15 protein-coding genes are annotated in these 18,031 nt (G+C 72.4%); 4 read left to right on the top strand and 11 right to left on the bottom strand.

What is annotated here, in order from left to right; translation table 11 throughout:
• Positions 1–740: 740 nt before the first annotated feature.
• A complete protein-coding gene (locus IEJ02_RS41950; RefSeq protein WP_137978320.1) occupies positions 741–1,505 on the bottom strand; it encodes an alpha/beta hydrolase in 765 nt (254 codons plus the stop codon).
• A 103-nt stretch (positions 1,506–1,608) separates the two neighbouring features.
• On the opposite strand from IEJ02_RS41950, the gene IEJ02_RS41945 reads away from it, so the two are divergent.
• Together IEJ02_RS41945 and IEJ02_RS41940 are read left to right on the top strand one after the other, a co-directional pair.
• A complete protein-coding gene (locus IEJ02_RS41945; protein WP_191069581.1) occupies positions 1,609–2,775 on the top strand; it encodes an adenosine deaminase in 1,167 nt (388 codons plus the stop codon).
• Between the two features lie 124 nt (positions 2,776–2,899).
• Entirely contained in the window at positions 2,900–3,151 is a 252-nt protein-coding gene (locus IEJ02_RS41940; RefSeq protein ID WP_137978318.1) for an ATP-binding protein, read from the top strand.
• Positions 3,152–3,257: 106 nt separating this feature from the next.
• On the opposite strand, the gene IEJ02_RS41935 is transcribed toward IEJ02_RS41940, so the two are convergent.
• The 4 genes from IEJ02_RS41935 to afsQ1 form a co-directional block, all read right to left on the bottom strand.
• On the bottom strand, positions 3,258–3,833 hold the full coding sequence (locus IEJ02_RS41935; RefSeq protein ID WP_191069580.1) for a VanZ family protein: 576 nt from the start codon (positions 3,831–3,833) through the stop codon (positions 3,258–3,260).
• Positions 3,834–3,946: 113 nt separating this feature from the next.
• Positions 3,947–4,561 carry a hypothetical protein gene (locus IEJ02_RS41930; protein WP_191069579.1) on the bottom strand — a complete coding sequence of 205 codons (615 nt, stop codon included), beginning with the start codon at positions 4,559–4,561 and terminating at the stop codon, positions 3,947–3,949.
• Positions 4,558–6,141, bottom strand: coding sequence for a sensor histidine kinase (locus tag IEJ02_RS41925; protein ID WP_223865345.1), 1,584 nt, complete (start codon positions 6,139–6,141; stop codon positions 4,558–4,560). The genes IEJ02_RS41930 and IEJ02_RS41925 overlap by 4 nt, the downstream gene beginning before the upstream one ends.
• 232 nt (positions 6,142–6,373) lie before the next feature.
• Positions 6,374–7,051: a two-component system response regulator AfsQ1 gene (gene afsQ1, locus IEJ02_RS41920; protein ID WP_173963281.1), complete on the bottom strand. Its 678-nt coding sequence runs from the start codon at positions 7,049–7,051 to the stop codon at positions 6,374–6,376.
• A gap of 202 nt (positions 7,052–7,253) precedes the next feature.
• On the opposite strand from afsQ1, the gene IEJ02_RS41915 reads away from it, so the two are divergent.
• Positions 7,254–8,036, top strand: coding sequence for a SigE family RNA polymerase sigma factor (locus IEJ02_RS41915; protein WP_191069578.1), 783 nt, complete (start codon positions 7,254–7,256; stop codon positions 8,034–8,036).
• Positions 8,037–8,274: 238 nt separating this feature from the next.
• Here the strand turns inward: IEJ02_RS41915 and IEJ02_RS41910 are convergent, their stop codons facing one another.
• The 4 genes from IEJ02_RS41910 to deoC all read right to left on the bottom strand — a co-directional run bounded on the left by IEJ02_RS41910 (position 8,275) and on the right by deoC (position 12,379).
• Positions 8,275–8,916: an ATP-binding protein gene (locus IEJ02_RS41910; protein ID WP_191069577.1), complete on the bottom strand. Its 642-nt coding sequence runs from the start codon at positions 8,914–8,916 to the stop codon at positions 8,275–8,277.
• Between the two features lie 165 nt (positions 8,917–9,081).
• On the bottom strand, positions 9,082–9,951 hold the full coding sequence (locus IEJ02_RS41905; protein WP_191069576.1) for an aldehyde dehydrogenase family protein: 870 nt from the start codon (positions 9,949–9,951) through the stop codon (positions 9,082–9,084).
• Positions 9,944–11,377, bottom strand: a complete 1,434-nt coding sequence (locus IEJ02_RS41900) for an aldehyde dehydrogenase family protein (RefSeq protein WP_191069575.1) — start codon at positions 11,375–11,377, stop codon at positions 9,944–9,946. Before IEJ02_RS41900 ends, IEJ02_RS41905 begins: the two co-directional genes overlap by 8 nt.
• 6 nt (positions 11,378–11,383) lie before the next feature.
• Positions 11,384–12,379, bottom strand: a complete 996-nt coding sequence (gene deoC, locus IEJ02_RS41895; protein WP_191069607.1) for a deoxyribose-phosphate aldolase — start codon at positions 12,377–12,379, stop codon at positions 11,384–11,386.
• 138 nt (positions 12,380–12,517) lie between these two features.
• Between deoC and IEJ02_RS41890 the strand changes: the two genes are divergently transcribed.
• Positions 12,518–13,216 (top strand): PH domain-containing protein, encoded by a 699-nt coding sequence (locus tag IEJ02_RS41890; protein ID WP_191069574.1) that lies wholly within the window; start codon positions 12,518–12,520, stop codon positions 13,214–13,216.
• 666 nt (positions 13,217–13,882) lie between these two features.
• On the opposite strand, the gene IEJ02_RS41885 is transcribed toward IEJ02_RS41890, so the two are convergent.
• The gene (locus IEJ02_RS41885) at positions 13,883–15,724 is read right to left on the bottom strand and encodes a phospho-sugar mutase (protein WP_498067127.1); all 1,842 of its coding nucleotides are present in this window, start codon (positions 15,722–15,724) and stop codon (positions 13,883–13,885) included.
• A gap of 1,215 nt (positions 15,725–16,939) precedes the next feature.
• Positions 16,940–17,767, bottom strand: coding sequence for a purine-nucleoside phosphorylase (locus tag IEJ02_RS41880; RefSeq protein WP_370467220.1), 828 nt, complete (start codon positions 17,765–17,767; stop codon positions 16,940–16,942).
• Positions 17,768–18,031 lie beyond the last annotated feature (264 nt).

Here is an 18,031-nt window from a genome sequence, read left to right as displayed (position 1 = left end):
CCCAGACCCCGGCCCGGGTTCCGGTGGTTGGCCCCAGGCAGTGGGGTGGTTCCGGTGCTGGGCTCTAGGTCTCGGGTGGGTTCGGTGCCCGGCCCCAGGTCCTGGGGTGGGTTCGGTGCTCAGCCCCAGACCGGTCGGTTCTGGTGATCGGTTCCGGGCCCTGGGGTGGTTCTGGTGCTCGCCCCAGACCCCGGCCCGGGTTCCGGTGGTTGGCCCCAGGCAGTGGGGTGGTTCCGGTGCTGGGCTCTAGGTCTCGGGTGGGTTCGGTGCCCGGCCCCAGGTCCTGGGGTGGGTTCGGTGCTCAGCCCCAGACCGGTCGGTTCTGGTGATCGGTTCCGGGCCCTGGGGTGGTTCTGGTGCTCGCCCCAGACCCCGGCCCGGGTTCCGGTGGTTGGCCCCAGGCAGTGGGGTGGTTCCGGTGCTGGGCTCTAGGTCTCGGGTGGGTTCGGTGCCCGGCCCCAGATCGGGTCGGTTCCGGTGCTCGGCCCGGGCCCCGGGTGGTTCGGACCTCGGCCCAGGCCCCCGGGCCGGTCTCGGTGCTCCGGCCCAGATCCTGGGGTCCAGGGGCGGAGCCCTTGGTATCGGGAAGGGGCGGGTAGGGGAAAGACCCGCCGTCGATCGTCCGCGGCGCCGTCGTGGTTGCTCGCGCAGTTCCCCGCGCCCCTTCGGGGGCGCACCCCCTGAACGCGAAGGGGCCGCCCCGCCACTGTCCGGCGGGACGGCCCCTTCGTCCGTGGGGGTCAGCGCCCCAGGTTCGCCCCGAAGCCCGCAGCCAGCGGCATCCGCAGCCCCAGTGGCGGCGGAGCCGCCAGCGCGTCGGCGACCGGGCGGGAGAAGCCGGAGTGGAAGAGGGAGCCGAGGAGGAAGTCCGCGGCCAGCGCCTGCACCTCGGAGCGGTGCTGATGCAGCCCATGCCCATCGGTGTGCACCTCGAAGCGGCACACATCGCGGTTGGCCTTCTTCGCCCGCTCCGCCAGCCGGTAGGACAGCTCGGGGTCGGTGCGCTCGTCGTTCGTGCCGTGGGCGATCAGCACCTGCCGCCCGACCAGCTGTTTCACTGGCTCGGGTGCGAGCACCTCGTCCGGCGCCGGAAGCCAGGGCGCCAGGGCCACCACCGAGGTGACGGCTTCGTGCCCGGCGGCGCGGAGGGCGGCGCGCCCGCCCATGCCGTGGCCCACGAGGCAGACCGGTACGTCGCCGTAGCGCCGCACCACCTCCTCCACGGCCCAGGTCGCATCGGACGCGGCATCGGCGGCGGCCCCGTTCCAGCCCCGGCACCGGTAGTGGACGACATGGGCGGCCAGCCCCTCCTCCCGGCCCGCCCGGACCAGCCGCCGGGCCAGCGGCAGCGTGGCGGCCACCGAGAGTCTGGACGGCCGTCTCGTCCCGCTGGGCTCCCCCTCGGGGAGCAGCAGCACCACACCGTGTACGGTCCTTCGTGCGGCGGCCGCGCCCATCGGCCGCCCCAGCCGTGCGCCCCGCTCGGGCAACGCTTGCTGAACCATGCCGACACGATCGCAGAAGGACTGGTGTACTCCACTACCCGTGCGGGTCACTGTTGCGTATCTATCCCTCATGTTCTACGCGCGTAGGGGCTACGCTGCCCAGATGACGAGCGAGCACACCCATGAGCCGACCCCCGACCAGATCCGCCGCGCCCCCAAGGTGCTGCTGCACGACCACCTCGACGGTGGGCTGCGCCCGGGCACCATCGTCGACCTCGCCAGGGAGACCGGGTACGACGCGCTCCCGGAGACCGAGCCCGACAAGCTGGGCATCTGGTTCCGCGAGGCGGCGGACTCCGGGTCGCTGGAGCGCTATCTGGAGACGTTCTCCCACACCGTCGGCGTGATGCAGACCCGCGACGCGCTCGTCAGGGTCGCCGCCGAATGCGCCGAGGACCTCGCCGAGGACGGCGTCGTCTACGCCGAGATCCGCTACGCCCCCGAGCAGCACCTGGAGGGCGGGCTGACCCTGGAGCAGGTCGTCGAGGCGGTCAACGAGGGCTTCCGCGAGGGTGAGCGACGGGCCCGGGAGAACGGCCACCGCATCCGCGTCGGCGCGCTGCTGACCGCGATGCGCCACGCGGCCCGCGCCCTGGAGATCGCCGAACTCGCCAACCGCTACCGCGACCTGGGCGTGGTCGGCTTCGACATCGCGGGCGCCGAGGCCGGCTTCCCGCCCACCCGCCACCTGGACGCCTTCGAGTACCTGAAGCGGGAGAACAACCACTTCACGATCCACGCGGGCGAGGCGTTCGGACTGCCGTCCATCTGGCAGGCGCTCCAGTGGTGCGGCGCAGACCGGCTGGGCCACGGCGTCCGCATCATTGACGACATCGAGGTCGGGGACGACGGCTCCCTCACCCTCGGCCGCCTCGCCTCGTACGTCCGCGACAAGCGCATCCCGCTGGAACTGTGCCCGACCTCCAACCTCCAGACCGGCGCGGCCAGTTCCTACGCCGAGCACCCCATCGGGCTGCTCCGCCGGCTGCATTTCCGCGCCACCGTGAATACGGATAATCGTCTGATGAGCGGGACGAGCATGAGCGGGGAATTCCAGCATCTTGTATCAACGTTCCATTACACGCTCGACGACATGCAATGGTTCACGGTCAATGCGATGAAATCGGCCTTCATTCCTTTTGACGAACGTCTGGCGATGATCAATGACGTGATCAAGCCCGGATACGCCGAGTTGAAGTCCGAATGGCTGTTCCGTGATGTGGCCCCCGCGTCGGCTGTGACCAGGGATTCCGCGCCCAAGAGCAGCTGAGCGGGCGGACCCGGCACACGACCTGGGCGGGGTGACGGAGGCCGTTTTCGGTGTTTGCGGGAGGCCGAAATCCATGGCTACGTTTCCGTATCGGTCAAGCCCCCGTATCAAGGACAGATTTCTGATGAAGCAGGGAACCCTCAAGACTCTCGGTGTCATTGCCCTCGGTGCCGCCGCCGTCGTCGCCGGAGGCAGCGCCGCGTCCGCGGCGCCGGTCCCCGGTGGCTCCGCGGGCCGTGTCGCCGCCCCGGGGCAGCCCACCGCCGGCCAGCCCGCGGCGAATCCCGCCGCCCCCCAGGCCAAGCCCGCCCAGGGCATGCTGGGGCAGCTCCCGCTGGGGAACCTGCCCACCAGCAACCTCCTCAAGCTCGGCTGAACCCGCCTGGGCACACGGCCGGGCCGCACACCCCGCTGGGGGTGTGCGGCCCGGCCGCTTCCGTATGAGTGGGCTCGGGAAGAGCTGGTTCCCGATGTCCTCAACGCTAGGTCCGCGAGCTGGAGGAGACGTCGCTCCACGGTGCGATCCCGACCCTGGGGATCGTCGGGGTCGGGGCCTGGGCGCCGTCGTTCCGGGGGAGGGGGGCCGCCCGGCCCCGGTCGGCCCGGCGGCGGAGCCGCGCCCGTACGGCGGGGACCACCAGCACATGCACGAGGGCGACCCCGACGGTGTTCAGCAGCACCGTGTCCACGTTCATGATCTGCCCGGTCACCTCGCTGCGCAGCAGCGCGAACCCCATGGCCACCATCGCCCCGGTGAAGGCCGTACGGACCAGCGAGGCCAGCGGATACGCCTCCACCCGGCCCCCGGCCAGCGGCAGCAGCACCCCCAGCGGCGCGAGCAGCAGCAGCCCGCCCCCGATGGAACGGGCGGCCGACCAGGGGCTGAGCGCCAGATCGGCGCGGATGGTGGCCAGTGGTTCGAGGGTCGCCGCGGACACCCAGGGGACGTTCACCGGTCGCAGGGTCAGCCAGCAGACGAACGAGAGGTGTGCCACGAGTAGCACGAAGCCCGCGACGCGGTAGCGGAAGGCGGCCCTGCGGCCGAAAGGACCCTGCACGAAAATCAGGACGCCGCGCGCGGGGGTCGCGGTTCCGTCCCCACCCCGCTGGTCAGCACCTTGTTACCGACAAGTCGCCGACCTGGGACGGGGCGGTACCGACAGGTAACGAATCAGGACACCAGGACCCCGGAGTTGACCGCGATCACCGGATTGCGGCGCATCTCCTCCGTGCACCGGTACGCCTTCAGCGGATCCCGCTGGCTGTCCGGGCCGCCGAGCACCACCTTGCCGTCGTCACCGGCCACCGCGGTGTCCGCGAAGGTGCAGACGATCTGGGCGAGCGCCAGGGACTGGATCTCCTCCGGCGGCCGGTTCAGCCGCAGCGCGCTGTCCGGGTCGCCCTTGGCCGGACCGGAGATCTCCACCCAGTCCTCGACCGCCGTGGAGAACCCGGCCGACGCCTCGGCCGCCGTCGGCGGCAGCCGCAGCTGCTCCAGCAGCGCCTGGGCGACCCGCACCGGCTCCCGGGACGTCTTCTCGTCGCCCTGCCGGGTGGTCCGGCTCACCGACAGGATGCGCGAGGAGCACAGCAGGTAGATCCGTACGGAGGCCCGGCCCGTCCCCTCGGCGGCCCCCTCCGACTCCGGCGCCCGGCAGGACGCCCGCGAGGGCGCGGCCCCGGCGTCCACCGGCACCGAGGTGCCCCGTATTCCGCACCCGGCCGCCAGCAGCGCGACCGCGCCGGTCAGCAGGAGGGCGGCCGACCGGGTCCAGCGCGCGCTCATGGCCTGCCCTCCTCGTCCCGGCCCGTGCCTGAGCCCGTGCCCTTGCCTGTGTCTGAGCCCTTGGCCTTGCCCGTGTCTGGGCCCTTGGTCCCGCCGTCGCCGCGCTCGCCCCCGGAGGAGCCGTCGCGGTCGTGATCGGGGTCGCGCTCGTCCCCGGCCTCGTCGGAGGCGATCCGGGAGGCGTCCATCGGCAGCCGCAGCGTGAAGACGGCCCCGCCCTCCGGCGAGTTCGCGGCGCCGATGTCGCCGCCGTGGATATGCGCGTTCTCCATCGCGATCGACAGCCCGAGCCCGCTGCCCTCCGAGCGCGGGCGGGACGCGCTCGCCTTGTAGAAGCGGTCGAAGACATGCGGCAGCACATCCTCGGGGATGCCCGGACCGTGGTCCCGGACCTTGATCAGCAGCTCATCGCCCTCGGTGCGCACCGAGACCCGCACCGGCGAGCCCCCGTGCTTGAGCGCGTTCCCGATCAGGTTCGCCAGGATCACATCCAGCCGCCGGGGATCCAGCCGGGCCACGATCCCGCGCGCCGCGTCCAGCTCCACCGCGTCCAGCCAGGCGCGGGCGTCGATGCACGCCGTCACCTGGTCGGCGACATCGACATCGTCGAGCACCAGCCGGGCCGTGCCCGCGTCGAAGCGGGTCACCTCCATCAGGTTCTCCACCAGGTCGTTCAGCCGCCGGGTCTCGCTCACCACCAGCTGCACCGCCGGAGCGATCATCGGGTCGAGCGAGTCGGCCTCCTCCTCCAGCACCTCCGTGACGGCCGTGATCGCGGTGAGCGGGGTCCGCAGCTCATGCGACATGTCCGCGACGAACCGCCGGCTGGACGCCTCGCGCGCCGACAGCTCCGCCACCCGTTTCTGCAGCCGCTCCGCGGCCCGGTTGAAGGTGTGCGAGAGATTGGCCAGCTCATCCGAGCCGGAGACCTGCAGCCGGGTGTCGAGATGCCCCTCGCCCAGCCGGTGCGCCGCCTCCCCAAGACGCTGCACCGGCCGGAGCACCGTGGCCGCGGCGGCCTGCGCCAGCAGCGCGGCGCCGATCAGCGCGAGCCCGGTGGCGATCCCCAGCGACCAGGCCAGGGAGTTCAGATCCTGGCGCTCGGTGTCCAGGGACTTGAGCATGTAGCCGGTCGGCCCGCCGCCGTTCACCTTGGCCCCGCCGACCAGGTACGGGGTGCCGTCCAGCGTGATCCGCTGCCAGTAGAGGTGGTACGGGGAGGTGTTCCCCTTGCCCACCGGGCGCTTCTGGTCCACCGCGCGCCGCAGCGAGGAGGGCACCACATCGAGGGTGAACAGAGGCTTGTCCGAGGCCGCCGGGCAGCTTCCGGCGTCCTTGGTCCGGGTGATCAGCAGCACCTCGTACTTCTGGGTGTTGTCCGCCATACGACCCGCCGCTTCCCGCAATTCGGAACAGGTGGGGAGGGAGGGCAGCGGGTCGGTGTCGTCCTTCAGGGCCTTGCGGAACTCGTCCAGCGCCGCGTCCTGGGTACGGGTCAGCACCGCGTCCCGGTTCAGCCAGTACGCGATGGCGGACGCGGACACGGCGGCGGTCAGCGCCACCAGGCCGAAGACCAGCATCAGCCGGAGCCGGAGGCTGAACCACCGCAAGAGCCCCGCGGCCCAGCCCCGGGCCCGACCGGGCTCGTCGCTCACTGCGCTCAATTCCGTACTTCTCCGCCCCCGTGCGCGCCGCACACCGTATGACTCACCGCGGCACTGCTCACTGTGCTGATCCGTTCGCTTCTCCGCCCGTGCGGCGAAGGTGCGGGTATCGCAGTCGTCCGCGGTCCGGCGGCCGCACGTGCGTCGCTCACTGTGGCGCGTCCAGCCGGTACCCGACCCCGCGCACCGTACGGATCAGCGTCGGCGACGACGGCACGTCCTCCACCTTCGCGCGCAGCCGCTGTACGCATGCGTCGACCAGCCGCGAGTCCCCGAGGTAGTCGTGCTCCCACACCAGCCGCAACAGCTGCTGCCGGGACAGCGCCTGCCCCGGACGGCGGCTGAGCTCCAGCAGAAGCCGCAGCTCAGTGGGGGTGAGCTGGAGGTCCTCGCCGTTCTTGGTGACCGTCATGGCCGCGCGGTCGATCAGCAGATTGCCGAAGGCCGCGGAGTCATTGGCCTCCCGCTCGCCACGCCGCAGCACCGCGCGGATCCGGGCGTCCAGCACCCGGCCCTGGACGGGTTTGACCACATAGTCGTCGGCGCCGGACTCCAGGCCGACCACGACGTCGATGTCATCGCTGCGCGCGGTCAGCAGGATGATCGGCAACTGGTCGGTACGGCGGATCCGGCGGCACACCTCGAAGCCGTCGATCCCGGGCAGCATCACATCGAGCACGATCAGATCCGGCCGCTGCTCACGCAGCAGTTTCAGGCCGTCCTCGCCCGTCGCCGCGGTCGCCACACGGTGGCCCTGGCGAGACAGCGAGAGTTCGAGGGCCGTGCGGATGGCGTCATCGTCCTCGATCAGCAACAGGAAAGGCACGTTGGTCATTCTGGCCTACAAGGGGCCTGTAGTTCGACCGTCAGGGGTTTATCGGCCCGATCCCCTGTGACGAGCCTGTGACAGTCGGCAGACACCCCCATGAAACTGACCCGGCAGAGTCTTGTCGTGCACCGGGCGGAACACCACCGGCCGGGGCAGCCAGAAGCCAGACCGACCAGGCTCCATCGACGGGGGGCGCGAAATGGGCACACTGCACTTCTCCACCACCAGCGCAGTTCGCACACGCCTCCACGACGCCGGGCGGGGCAATGAGAAGTCCGGTGCCGTGAGCGGGCGGGGGTGCGCTCGCGGCGCCGGGCGTCAGCGGCCTCCTTACATGGTGGCCATTGACGCGATCACGGGGGACAAGGAGGCCGGTCACGGCCTCGGGGGGGACAACGGGGGACCAGGGGGCCTCGGGGGAGGCTCGTACGGGGAGGCAGAGGGGGAGCGGCGCACCACGTCGGAGGCGGAGTTCACCGCCTATGTCCAGGAGCGCCGCGCCTCCCTGTACGCAACCGCCTACCACCTGACCGGTGACCGGTTCGAGGCCGAGGACCTGCTGCAGAGCGCGCTGTTCTCGACCTACCGGGCCTGGGACCGGATCAGCGACAAGGCGGCGGTCGGCGGCTATCTCCGCCGCACCATGACCAATCTGCACATCAGCGCCTGGCGTCGGCGCAAGCTCAACGAGTACCCGACGGAGGAGCTGCCGGAGACGGTGGGCGACCACGACGCGATGCGCGGCACCGAGCTGCGCACCGTGCTGTGGCAGGCCCTGGCCCGCCTTCCCGAGCTGCAGCGCACGATGCTGGTGCTGCGCTACTACGAGGGCCGGACGGATCCGGAAATCGCGGACATCTTGAACATCAGCGTCGGAACGGTCAAGAGCAGCATCTGGCGCTCACTGCGCCGGCTGCGCGAGGACGAGATCCTCAGCTTCGGCCGTGACGAGGAGGAGTCCTTCGGCGAACTGGTCGCCTGACGGCGGCGGGGACGTTCGAAGGCGGGGGGAAATCGGGGGATACGGGGGAAAAGGGGAGGGAACAGAAAACGGGGGAAATAACGGGGGAAACAGGTGCGAGGCCGGACAGCCGAGGGGGGATGTCCGGCCTCGCACCTTTTTGGCTGCGTGGCTATGCGGCCGTGAGGTCATGGAGGTCATGGGGTCATTGAGCCATGAGGCTGTGAGGTCATGAGGTCGTGATCACGACCTCATGCCGTCATACGGACGCCTTCGGGCCGGCCGCGGGGATCCGCTCTCCCGCCGCCGCGGCCGCTATCCGGCCCAGCGCCACGTCCTTGCCGCACGCGTACGCGCCCAGTGCCGTCTGCCGGGCCACGATCCCGCGCTCCGCGCGCATCAGCCGCAGGCCGCGCCGCAGCAGGTAGAGCGCGGGCTTACGGCCCTCCCGCAGATCGCGCAGCAGTCTGCGCCGGAAGGTGGTGGACGGGCGGCCGCGCAGACAGATCGCGTCCGCGAGCACCCCGAGGTCGGCACACCGCCCGACGATGTCGGCGGCGAAGATCCCCTCGGCGATGAACAGCGGCGCCCGCCCGATGGTCAGCGCCTCCTCGCCGACGCGGGCGCTGGTGGCGATGTCGTACAGCGGCACGGTCGTACCGGACGTACGGCACAGCTCCTCGATGGCCGCGACCGCCGCGTCCGCGTCCCAGGACAGCGGCGAGTCCCAGTCGGCGCCCCCGCCGTCGGGGAGTTGGGGGAGCGTCGGGTCGCCGCCCTCCTTGTAGAAGTCGTCGAGGTTGAGCACGGGCAGCCCGGTGCGGGCCGCGAGGGAGGACTTGCCCGAACCCGAGGGGCCGGAGAGCAGGACGACACGGGCGGAAGGCGGTTGGCTGGTCACGGAACACCAGTGTGACGCATCCTTTCGCCCGCGTGACCCCCGCGTGACCCCCGCGTGACCCCCGCATGACCGGCGGCCTGACCGCCGACCCCACCGCCCATGTGGCCCCCGGCCCGCCGTAGGCCTATCGCCCCCTGGACGGACCGGCACTTCGACGACCCCCGCCTAGACGCCCATGGGGTGCCAGACGGTCTTGGTCTCCAGGAAGGCGAGGAGGCGGCCGGTGCCGGGGTCGGCCGACCAATCCACAGCCTGTGGACGCAGGACGCGCTTGAGGTTCTCCGCGGCGGCCTTCTCCAGCTCGGTCGCGAGTTCCGCGTCCGCGCCCGCGAGGTCGATCGCGTTCACGTCCTGGTGCGCGGCGAGCGGGGCGGCGATCTCGGCGGTACGGCCGGAGAGCAGGTTGACCACGCCGCCGGGCAGATCGGACGTGGCCAGCACCTCGGCGAGGGAGAGCGCGGGCAGCGGGGCGCCCTCGGCGGCGATGACCACGGCCGTGTTCCCCGTGACGATCGCCGGGGCGATCACCGACACCAGGCCCAGGAACGACGAGTCCTGGGGCGCGAGGAGCGCGACCACGCCGGTCGGCTCGGGGGAGGAGAGGTTGAAGTACGGCCCGGCCACGGGGTTGGCCGACCCGGCGATCTGGGCCGTCTTGTCGGACCAGCCCGCGTACCAGACCCAGCGGTCGATCGCCGCGTCGACCTGGAGGCCCGCCTTGGACTTCGACAGACCCTCGCCGTCGGCCACCTCGTGGATGAACTGGTCGCGGCGGCCCTCCAGCATCTCGGCGACGCGGTAGAGGATCTGGCCCCGGTTGTAGGCGGTGGCCCCGGACCAGCCGCCGAACGCCTTGCGCGCGGCGACGACCGCGTCCCGGGCGTCCTTGCGGGACGCCAGCGGGGCGTTGGCCAGCCACGTGCCCTTTGCGTCGGTCACCTCGTACACCCGCCCGCTCTCGGACCGGGGGAACGTGCCCCCGACGAACAGCTTGTAGGTCTTGAGCACGGAGAGTCGGTCGTTGCGGTCAGACATCGAGGTACGCCTCCAGGCCGTGGCGACCGCCCTCGCGGCCGTATCCGGACTCCTTGTAGCCGCCGAACGGGGAGGCCGGGTCGAACTTGTTGAAGGTGTTGGACCACACCACGCCCGCCCGGAGCTTGTTCGCCATCCACAGGATGCGCGAGCCCTTCTCCGTCCAGATGCCCGCCGACAGTCCGTACGGCGTGTTGTTGGCCTTGGCCACGGCCTCTTCGGGGGTGCGGAAGGTGAGCACCGACAGCACCGGGCCGAAGATCTCCTCGCGGGCGATCCGGTGGGCCTGGGTGACGCCGGTGAAGAGGGTGGGCGGGAACCAGTAGCCGGAGCTGGGCAGTTCGCATGCCGGTGCCCAGCGCTCGGCGCCCTCCGCCTCGCCCGCGTCGGCCAGGGCGCGGATCCGGGCCAGCTGCTCGGCGGAGTTGATGGCGCCGATGTCGGTGTTCTTGTCCAGTGGGTCGCCCACACGCAGGGTGCTCATCCGGCGCTTGAGCGCGTCGAGCAGCTCGTCCTGGACCGCCTCCTGGACCAGGAGGCGGGAGCCCGCGCAGCAGACATGGCCCTGGTTGAAGAAGATGCCGCCGATGATGCCCTCGACCGCCTGGTCGATGGGGGCGTCGTCGAAGACGATGTTCGCGGCCTTGCCCCCGAGCTCGAGGGTGACCTTCTTCCTCGTACCGGCCACCGTACGGGCGATGGCCTTGCCGACCTCGGTCGATCCGGTGAAGGCCACCTTGTCGATGCCGGGGTGGGCGACCAGCTCGGCGCCGGTCGAGCCGTCGCCGGTGACGATGTTCACCACGCCCTTGGGCAGGCCCGCCTGACGGCAGATGTCCGCGAAGAACAGGGCGCTCAGGGGTGTCGTCTCGGCGGGCTTGAGGACGACCGTATTGCCGGTGGCGAGCGCCGGGGCGATCTTCCAGGCCAGCATCAGGAGGGGGAAGTTCCAGGGGATGACCTGACCGGCCACGCCCAGGGGCCTCGGATCCGGACCGTAGCCAGCGTACGCCAGCTTGTCGGCCCAGCCCGCGTAGTAGAAGAAGTGGGCCGCGACCAGGGGCAGGTCGGCGTCGCGCGACTCGCGGATCGGCTTGCCGTTGTCCAGCGACTCCAGGACGGCCAGTTCGCGGGAGCGCTCCTGGATGATCCGCGCGATGCGGAAGAGGTACTTGGCGCGCTCGGAGCCGGGGAGCGCGGACCAGGTCTCGAACGCCTTGCGGGCGGCCTTGACGGCGCGGTCCACGTCCTCGGCGCCTGCCTGGGCCACCTCGGAGAGGGCCTCCTCGGAGGAGGGGGAGAGGGTCTTGAAGACCTTGCCGTCGCCCGCCTCGGCGAACTCCCCGTCGATGAACAGGCCGTAGGACGGGGCGATGTCGACGACCGCGCGGGACTCGGGCGCGGGTGCGTACTCGAAAACTGGCATGGCGTATCAGTCCACCGTCACGTAGTCGGGACCGGAGTACCGGCCGGTGCTCAGCTTCTGGCGCTGCATCAACAGGTCGTTGAGCAGGCTGGAGGCGCCGAAGCGGAACCACTCCGGGGACAGCCACTCGTCGCCCAGCGTCTCGTTGACCATCACCAGGTACTTGATCGCGTCCTTGGAGGTGCGGATGCCGCCCGCGGGCTTCACGCCCACCCGCACACCGGTGGTGGCGTGGAAGTCGCGGACCGCCTCCAGCAGGACGAGGGTGACGGGCGGGGTCGCGTTGACGGCCACCTTGCCGGTGGAGGTCTTGATGAAGTCCGCGCCCGCGAGCATCGCCAGCCAGGAGGCGCGGCGGACGTTGTCGTACGTCTGGAGCTCACCGGTCTCGAAGATGACCTTGAGGTGGGCCGCGGTGCCGTCCTCGCGGACGCACGCCTCCTTCACCTGCCGGATCTCCTCGAAGACCTGGAGGTAGCGGCCGGAGAGGAAGGCGCCGCGGTCGATCACCATGTCGATCTCGTCCGCCCCGGCGGCGACCGCCTCCCGGGTGTCGGCCAGCTTGACCGGCAGCGCGGCCCGGCCGGAGGGGAAGGCAGTGGCGACGGCGGCCACATGGATGCCGCTGCCGGTCAGGGCCTCCTTGGCGGTGGCCACCATGTCGCCGTAGACGCAGATGGCCGCGACCTTCGGGGCCGTACGGTCGGTGGGGTCGGGGGTGATCCCCTTGGCGCAGAGCGCCCGGACCTTGCCCGGGGTGTCGGCACCCTCGAGGGTCGTCAGGTCGATCATCGAGATCGCCAGGTCGATGGCGTACGCCTTCGCCGTGGTCTTGATCGAGCGGGTGCCGAGGGTCGCGGCACGGGCCTGCAGCCCGACCGCGTCGACGCCCGGCAGGCCGTGCAGGAAGCGGCGCAGTGCGCCGTCGCCGGCGGTCACGTCCGCCATGGACGCGAGTCGCTCCGCGGCCTCTTTGCCGTATGCGGGAACTGTGGTGGGCATGGTCACCAGATGAGCATATCTACGCGCGTAGTCGGATGTCACCCCCGGGCCCGGAATCGATCGGGGGCCGGGGGATGAGCGATCCCGGGCCTCCCCTGGGCGCCCCCCGCCCCCCGAGTGTGGTGCACAATCGGGCGCATGACGAGCCCGGACGACGACTCCGCCCCCGCTGCCTCCAGCTCAGCTTCCCCTGCCTCCTCCTCTGCTTCCTCCGCCTCCTCCGATGGCGAGACCTTCTCGGACCGGATCTACCGCTCCCCGAGCGGTATCGCGGGCGGGGTGCTGCTGCTCGGGCTCAGCGGCTGGCTGGGCATCGACGCGATGATCCGGGGCGAGGGGCGGACGCCGTGGCTGGCGCTGGCCGGGCTGCTGTTCGCGGTGCCGGTGGTGATCGCCTTCACGGTGCGCCCGGCGGTGTACGCGGGGCAGGACCGGCTGCTCGTCCGCAACCCGTTCCGTACGATCACGCTGCCCTGGGCCTCGGTCGAGGGGTTGCGCGCCGGGTACACCAGCGAGGTCCTGGCGGGCGGGGCCACGTACCAGCTGTGGGCGATCCCGGTCTCGCTGCGCCAGCGCAAGCGGGCCGCCCGGCAGCAGGCCAGGGCGGCCTCCGAGGACCCCTTCGGCACCACGTCCGCCCACGTCTCGGCGAACAAGCCCGACGAGGACCGCCGGGCCCCCTCCGACGCGGCGATCGGCGACCTGCGCGAGATGGCCGAACTCAACGCCCAGCGCGAGGGCGCCCAGGGGGCGCCGGAGGTGCGATGGGCCTTCGAGGTGATCGCGCCGACGCTGGCGGGCGCGGTGCTGTTGGGCATCATGCTGGCGATCGGCTGACCGCTGGGGCCTGGGGGGGCTTCGGTTTCGGGTCTCCGGTTGACCGCTGAGGTCGGTAGCTTCGGTTTCGGGTTCCTGGCTGACCGCTGGGGTCCGGGGGCTCCGGGCCCGGTTCCCCGGCTGAGCGCTGGGGCCCGAGGGGCTTCGGCTGTGGGACTTCGGTTTCTGGTCCCCGGTTGACCGCTGGGGCCGGGCGGCTCCGGTTCCGGCTGACTGCCGGGCCCGCGCGGCCCCGGTTTCCGGCTGGCGCCGGGTTTCCCGGCCGCCCGGCCTCCGGCCCGTACTTGCGGACGTGTGGCTTTCGGGCCCCGGCCTGGGCCGACTCCGGCTCCCGGTGGCCCGGCCCCGGCCCCTGGCCCAGTGTTTCCGGCCGCTGGCCTTCAGCTACCCGGCCTCCGGGCCTCGGGCCCGTGCTTCCGCCGCCTGGGTCTCCGGGGGCGGGACGTGGGCGTCGCCGGAGGTGTGGTCGGCCCCTGGCGGCCGGGACGGCCGTCGCCGTGACCGGCCACGCGGTACGTTCCGCCGCCGCGTCCACGCCCACTACGTGGCCCCGGAGCGCGGCGCCCCCGCCCATGGCCCTCCTGGGGCGACCTCACTTCCAGTCCTGCATCGGACGCGGCACCGGGTTCGGCTATCTCGGCCGGGCCCGATGCCGCTCCGGCGCCGTCACTGATCGCCGTGGGCGGCGGCGACGGGCTCGGCAGCTGAGACGCCCGAGCCCGCGTCCGAAGCCGCAGCCGCGTCCGAGGCCGAAGCCGCGTCCTCGCCCGCGGCTTCCGGGGGATGGATTCCCGCCGCCTCCGAAAGGTCCGCCTTCAGCGCGGCCAGCACGGTGTCCGCCGTGGCGCGGGCCGGGGCGAGTGAGTCGGCGGCGGGGACGTCGACGACCACCTCCAGGTAGCACTTCAGCTTCGGCTCGGTGCCGCTGGGCCGGACGACCACACGGGCGCCGCGGACGTTCCCCTTCCCGGCGAGCTGATAGCGCAGGCCGTCCGTCGGGGGCAGGGTGTCCGTACCCCGCGTCAGGTCCTCCGCCGAGGTCACGGCGAGCCCCGCGAGCTCGGTGGGCGGCTGTTCGCGCAGCCGCTTCATCGCGGTGCCGATCACGGAGAGGTCGGTGACGCGGACGGACAGCTGGTCGGTGGCGTGCAGCCCGTGGGCCACCGCGATGTCGTCCAGCAGATCCGCGAGGGTGCGGCCCTGCTCCTTGAGCTCGGACGTCAGCTCGGCCACGAGCAGCGCTGCCGTGATGCCGTCCTTGTCGCGTACGCCCTCCGGATCCACGCAGTAGCCGAGCGCCTCCTCGTACGCGTAGCGCAGCCCGTCCACCCGGGCCAGCCACTTGAAGCCGGTCAGCGTCTCGGCGTACGGCAGCCCGGCGTCGTCCGCGATCCGGGACAGGAGCGACGACGAGACGATCGTGGTCGCGAAGGCGCCGCGGGCGCGCTTGTGGACGAGGTGGGTGGCGAGGAGCGCCCCGACCTCGTCCCCGCGCAGCATCCGCCAGCTCGCGGCGTCCGTGGGGGCCGTGGGGTTGGTGATCGTGGGGACGGCGACGGCGCAGCGGTCGGCGTCCGGGTCGTTGGCGATGATGATGTCCGGCGCGACCTTGCGGGCCGTGGCGAAGGCCAGGTCCATCGCTCCCGGCTCCTCCGGGTTGGGGAACGCGACGGTCGGGAACGCCGGATCGGGCTCGGCCTGCTCGGGCACGACGGCGGGCTCGGGGAACCCGGCGCGGGCGAACGCGGCGGTGAGCGTCTCGCGGCCGACGCCGTGCAGCGGGGTGTAGACGACGCGGGCGTTCCGGGGCGAGCCCGGGGTGAGGACGGCGTCGGTCCGCGCGAGGTACGCCTCCAGGACGTCGTCGTTCAGCGTCTCCCAGCCGGTCTCGGGGCGGGGCACGTCGTCCAGGCTGCGGATCGCCGCGATCTCGGCGGCGATCTCGGCGTCGGCGGGCGGCACGATCTGGGAGCCGTCGCCGAGGTAGACCTTGTAGCCGTTGTCGCGGGGCGGATTGTGGCTCGCGGTGACCTCGACTCCGGCGATCGCGCCGAGGTGGCGGATGGCGAACGCGAGGACGGGCGTGGGGAGGGGGCGGGGCAGAACGGCGGCGCGGAAGCCGGCGCCGGTCATGACGGCGGCGGTGTCGCGGGCGAACTCGGCGCTCTTGTAGCGGGCGTCGTACCCGATGACGACGAGACCTTGACCGTGCTGATCGTTCTGGCCGTCCTGGCCGTCCTGGCCGTCCCGGCCGTGATACGTGCGCAGATACGCGGCGAGCCCGGCGGCGGCGCGGATGACGACGGCGCGGTTCATCCGCATGGGCCCGGCCCCGAGCTCACCCCGGAGACCGGCGGTACCGAACTGCAACGTGCCGGAGAACCGCTCGGCGATCGCGTCGACGGCATCGTCCTGGAGCAGCTTCCCGAGCTCATCCCGCGTCTCGGGATCGGGATCCTCGGCAAGCCATGCGCGAGCCTGGGCGATGAGATCGGGCTCCGTGGCCATGGGGGCCTCCTGGGGGTGGTCGTATGGGGGGTGGGTGCGAGGTGCGGTGTGGTTGCGGGTGCGGGTGCGGGTGCGGGTGCCGGTGCCGGTGCCGGGGCGGGGCGCCGGTGCCGGGGCGCGGTGCCGGGGCGGGGCGCCCGGGAGCGCGGGGTGGGCCGGGGTGCGCGGCCGGTTTCGTTGTGGGTACGGGGGCGGGGCCTCCGGGGCGGCGCCCTGGACCGCACATTTACGGCGCCGACGGACGATGATCGTTGGGTTGGCCGGAGATTGGCGCCACAAATATGCGTGAGCGTCCAGGACACCACCCCTCCGACCCCACCCCCTCCCGCCGCCCCGCGGCTCCCCGCCGGTGGCACGGGCCCCGGCCGGTTTCCGGACCGCCCAGGGGCCGGGTGCGTCCCTCGCGCCTAGTCGGCGACCGTGCCCGGTCCGGTTCCGGACCTGTCCGGAGGTGGGTGCGCCTCCATCCGTTGGCCTCGTGGGCATCCGTACCCGTCGAGGGCGAGCCCGGGAGCCGCCGAGGAACGGCAGGGGCGCCACCAGGCCCCCACCGGGCCGGAGTCTGTGCCACCGATGGTGGCCGCTGCCCCCGGCGAGCCGGAGACGGACAAGGCGCTCGTGCCACTTGCGGGTACCCGTGGGGCGGCGCCCCCGGCACCCGGCCCCCGGGCGGGCCGGGGACGGACAGGCGCCCGGGCCACCGGCGGGGAGCCGCCCACGGGACGGCGGGAGGGGGCTGGGGCGGCGTCCCCGGCCCCCGGGCCGGGCCGGGGACGGCCGAGGCGTCCGTGTCACTCCCGGGTAGCCGTGAGTGACGGGAGGGGGTGGGTGCAGTGCCCACCCCGTCAGGTACCCGACCCCCGGGCCGGGGACGGACAGGCGTTCGGGCCACCGGCGGGGAGCCGCGGGACGGCGGGAGGGGGTGGGGTCGGAGGGGTGGTGTCCTGGACGCTCACGCATATTTGTGGCGCCAATCTCCGGCCCACCCAACGATCATCGTCCGTCGGCGCCGTAAATGTGCGGTCCAGGGCGCCGCCCCGGAGGCCCCGCCCCCGTACCCACAACGAAACCGGCCGCGCACCCCGGCCCACCCCGCGCTCCCGGGCACCCCGCACCGCCCCGCCTGCCCCGCGTACCTCGTATACCTCGCGCATCGCTGTTCAGTTAGCCAAAAGGTGAGTACCCGCGCAGGGCGCCGTGACGCCGCCCCCGGGATCAGAGGCGGTCGAGGACCTGGGCCAGCAGGCTGCCCATGCGGGAGGCGGAGTCGCGGCCCGCCTGGAGGACCTCCTCGTGGTTGAGGGGTTCGCCTGTCATCCCGGCCGCCAGGTTCGTCACCAGGGAGATCCCGAGAACCTCCGCGCCCGCCTCGCGCGCCGCGATGGCCTCCAGCGTCGTGGACATGCCCACCAGGTCCGCCCCTATCGTGCGGGCCATGTTGATCTCCGCCGGAGTCTCGTAGTGCGGCCCGGGGAACTGGGCGTAGACGCCCTCCTCCAGGGTCGGGTCGACCTGCTGGCACAGGGCGCGCAGCCGCGGCGAGTACAGGTCGGTGAGGTCGACGAAGTTGGCGCCCACGATCGGCGAGGTGGCCGTGAGGTTGATGTGGTCGCTGATCAGTACCGGCTGGCCGGGGCGCATGCCCTCGCGCAGGCCGCCGCAGCCGTTGGTGAGGATGATGGTCTTGCAGCCCGCGGCCACGGCGGTGCGTACGCCGTGTGCGACGGCGGCGACACCACGCCCCTCGTAGTAGTGCGTACGGCCGAGGAAGACCAGCGCCCGCTTGTCGTTGATCCGGTACGACCGGATCCGGCCCGCGTGGCCCGCGACGGCGGGCGGCGGGAAGCCGGGCAGCTCGGTGACGGGGAACTCGTGCTCGGGCTCCCCGAGGGCGTCGGTGGCGGGGACCCAGCCGGAGCCCAGGACCAGCGCGACGTCGTGGGTTTCCGCGCCGGTCAGCTCGCGCAGGCGGGTGGCGGCGGCGTCGGCGGCGGCGTGCGGGTCGCCCTGACTGTCCCAAGAAACTGATGCGTTCACGCGCACGAGGGTAGCCGGTAACTGCCTACGCGCGTAGACGGAGTCCACCAGGTGTTCGGATCGTTGCATTGCCGCCAAGCCCACGGCTGGACCCATGCGTCGCGCTGCCACTGGACCCAGCAGGGTCAGGTTGCTCCCCTGGCCCCCTCGGACCCGACAGGGCCACGACGCCCCGGCCCCCGGCCCCAGACCCGGCAGGGCCAGGTTGCCCCCGGACCTCCGGCCCCCGGGCCCTACCGGGCCCCCGGGCCCTACCGGGCCCCCGGGCCC

The organism is Streptomyces sp. 5-10 (genome assembly GCF_014712245.1).
GTDB classification, from domain to species: domain Bacteria; phylum Actinomycetota; class Actinomycetes; order Streptomycetales; family Streptomycetaceae; genus Streptomyces; species Streptomyces violaceusniger.
This window is presented reverse-complemented; position numbering and strand designations above follow the sequence as displayed.

Coding starts and splice junctions, on each gene's coding strand:
- IEJ02_RS41950 (WP_137978320.1), bottom strand. CDS start 1,505: ATGGTTCAGCAAGCGTTGCCCGAGCGGGGCGCACGGCTGGGGCGGCCG.
- IEJ02_RS41945 (WP_191069581.1), top strand. CDS start 1,609: ATGACGAGCGAGCACACCCATGAGCCGACCCCCGACCAGATCCGCCGC.
- IEJ02_RS41940 (WP_137978318.1), top strand. CDS start 2,900: ATGAAGCAGGGAACCCTCAAGACTCTCGGTGTCATTGCCCTCGGTGCC.
- IEJ02_RS41930 (WP_191069579.1), bottom strand. CDS start 4,561: ATGAGCGCGCGCTGGACCCGGTCGGCCGCCCTCCTGCTGACCGGCGCG.
- IEJ02_RS41925 (WP_223865345.1), bottom strand. CDS start 6,141: ATGCTGGTCTTCGGCCTGGTGGCGCTGACCGCCGCCGTGTCCGCGTCC.
- IEJ02_RS41915 (WP_191069578.1), top strand. CDS start 7,254: ATGGGCACACTGCACTTCTCCACCACCAGCGCAGTTCGCACACGCCTC.
- IEJ02_RS41905 (WP_191069576.1), bottom strand. CDS start 9,951: ATGTCTGACCGCAACGACCGACTCTCCGTGCTCAAGACCTACAAGCTG.
- IEJ02_RS41900 (WP_191069575.1), bottom strand. CDS start 11,377: ATGCCAGTTTTCGAGTACGCACCCGCGCCCGAGTCCCGCGCGGTCGTC.
- deoC (WP_191069607.1), bottom strand. CDS start 12,379: ATGCCCACCACAGTTCCCGCATACGGCAAAGAGGCCGCGGAGCGACTC.
- IEJ02_RS41890 (WP_191069574.1), top strand. CDS start 12,518: ATGACGAGCCCGGACGACGACTCCGCCCCCGCTGCCTCCAGCTCAGCT.
- IEJ02_RS41885 (WP_498067127.1), bottom strand. CDS start 15,724: ATGGCCACGGAGCCCGATCTCATCGCCCAGGCTCGCGCATGGCTTGCC.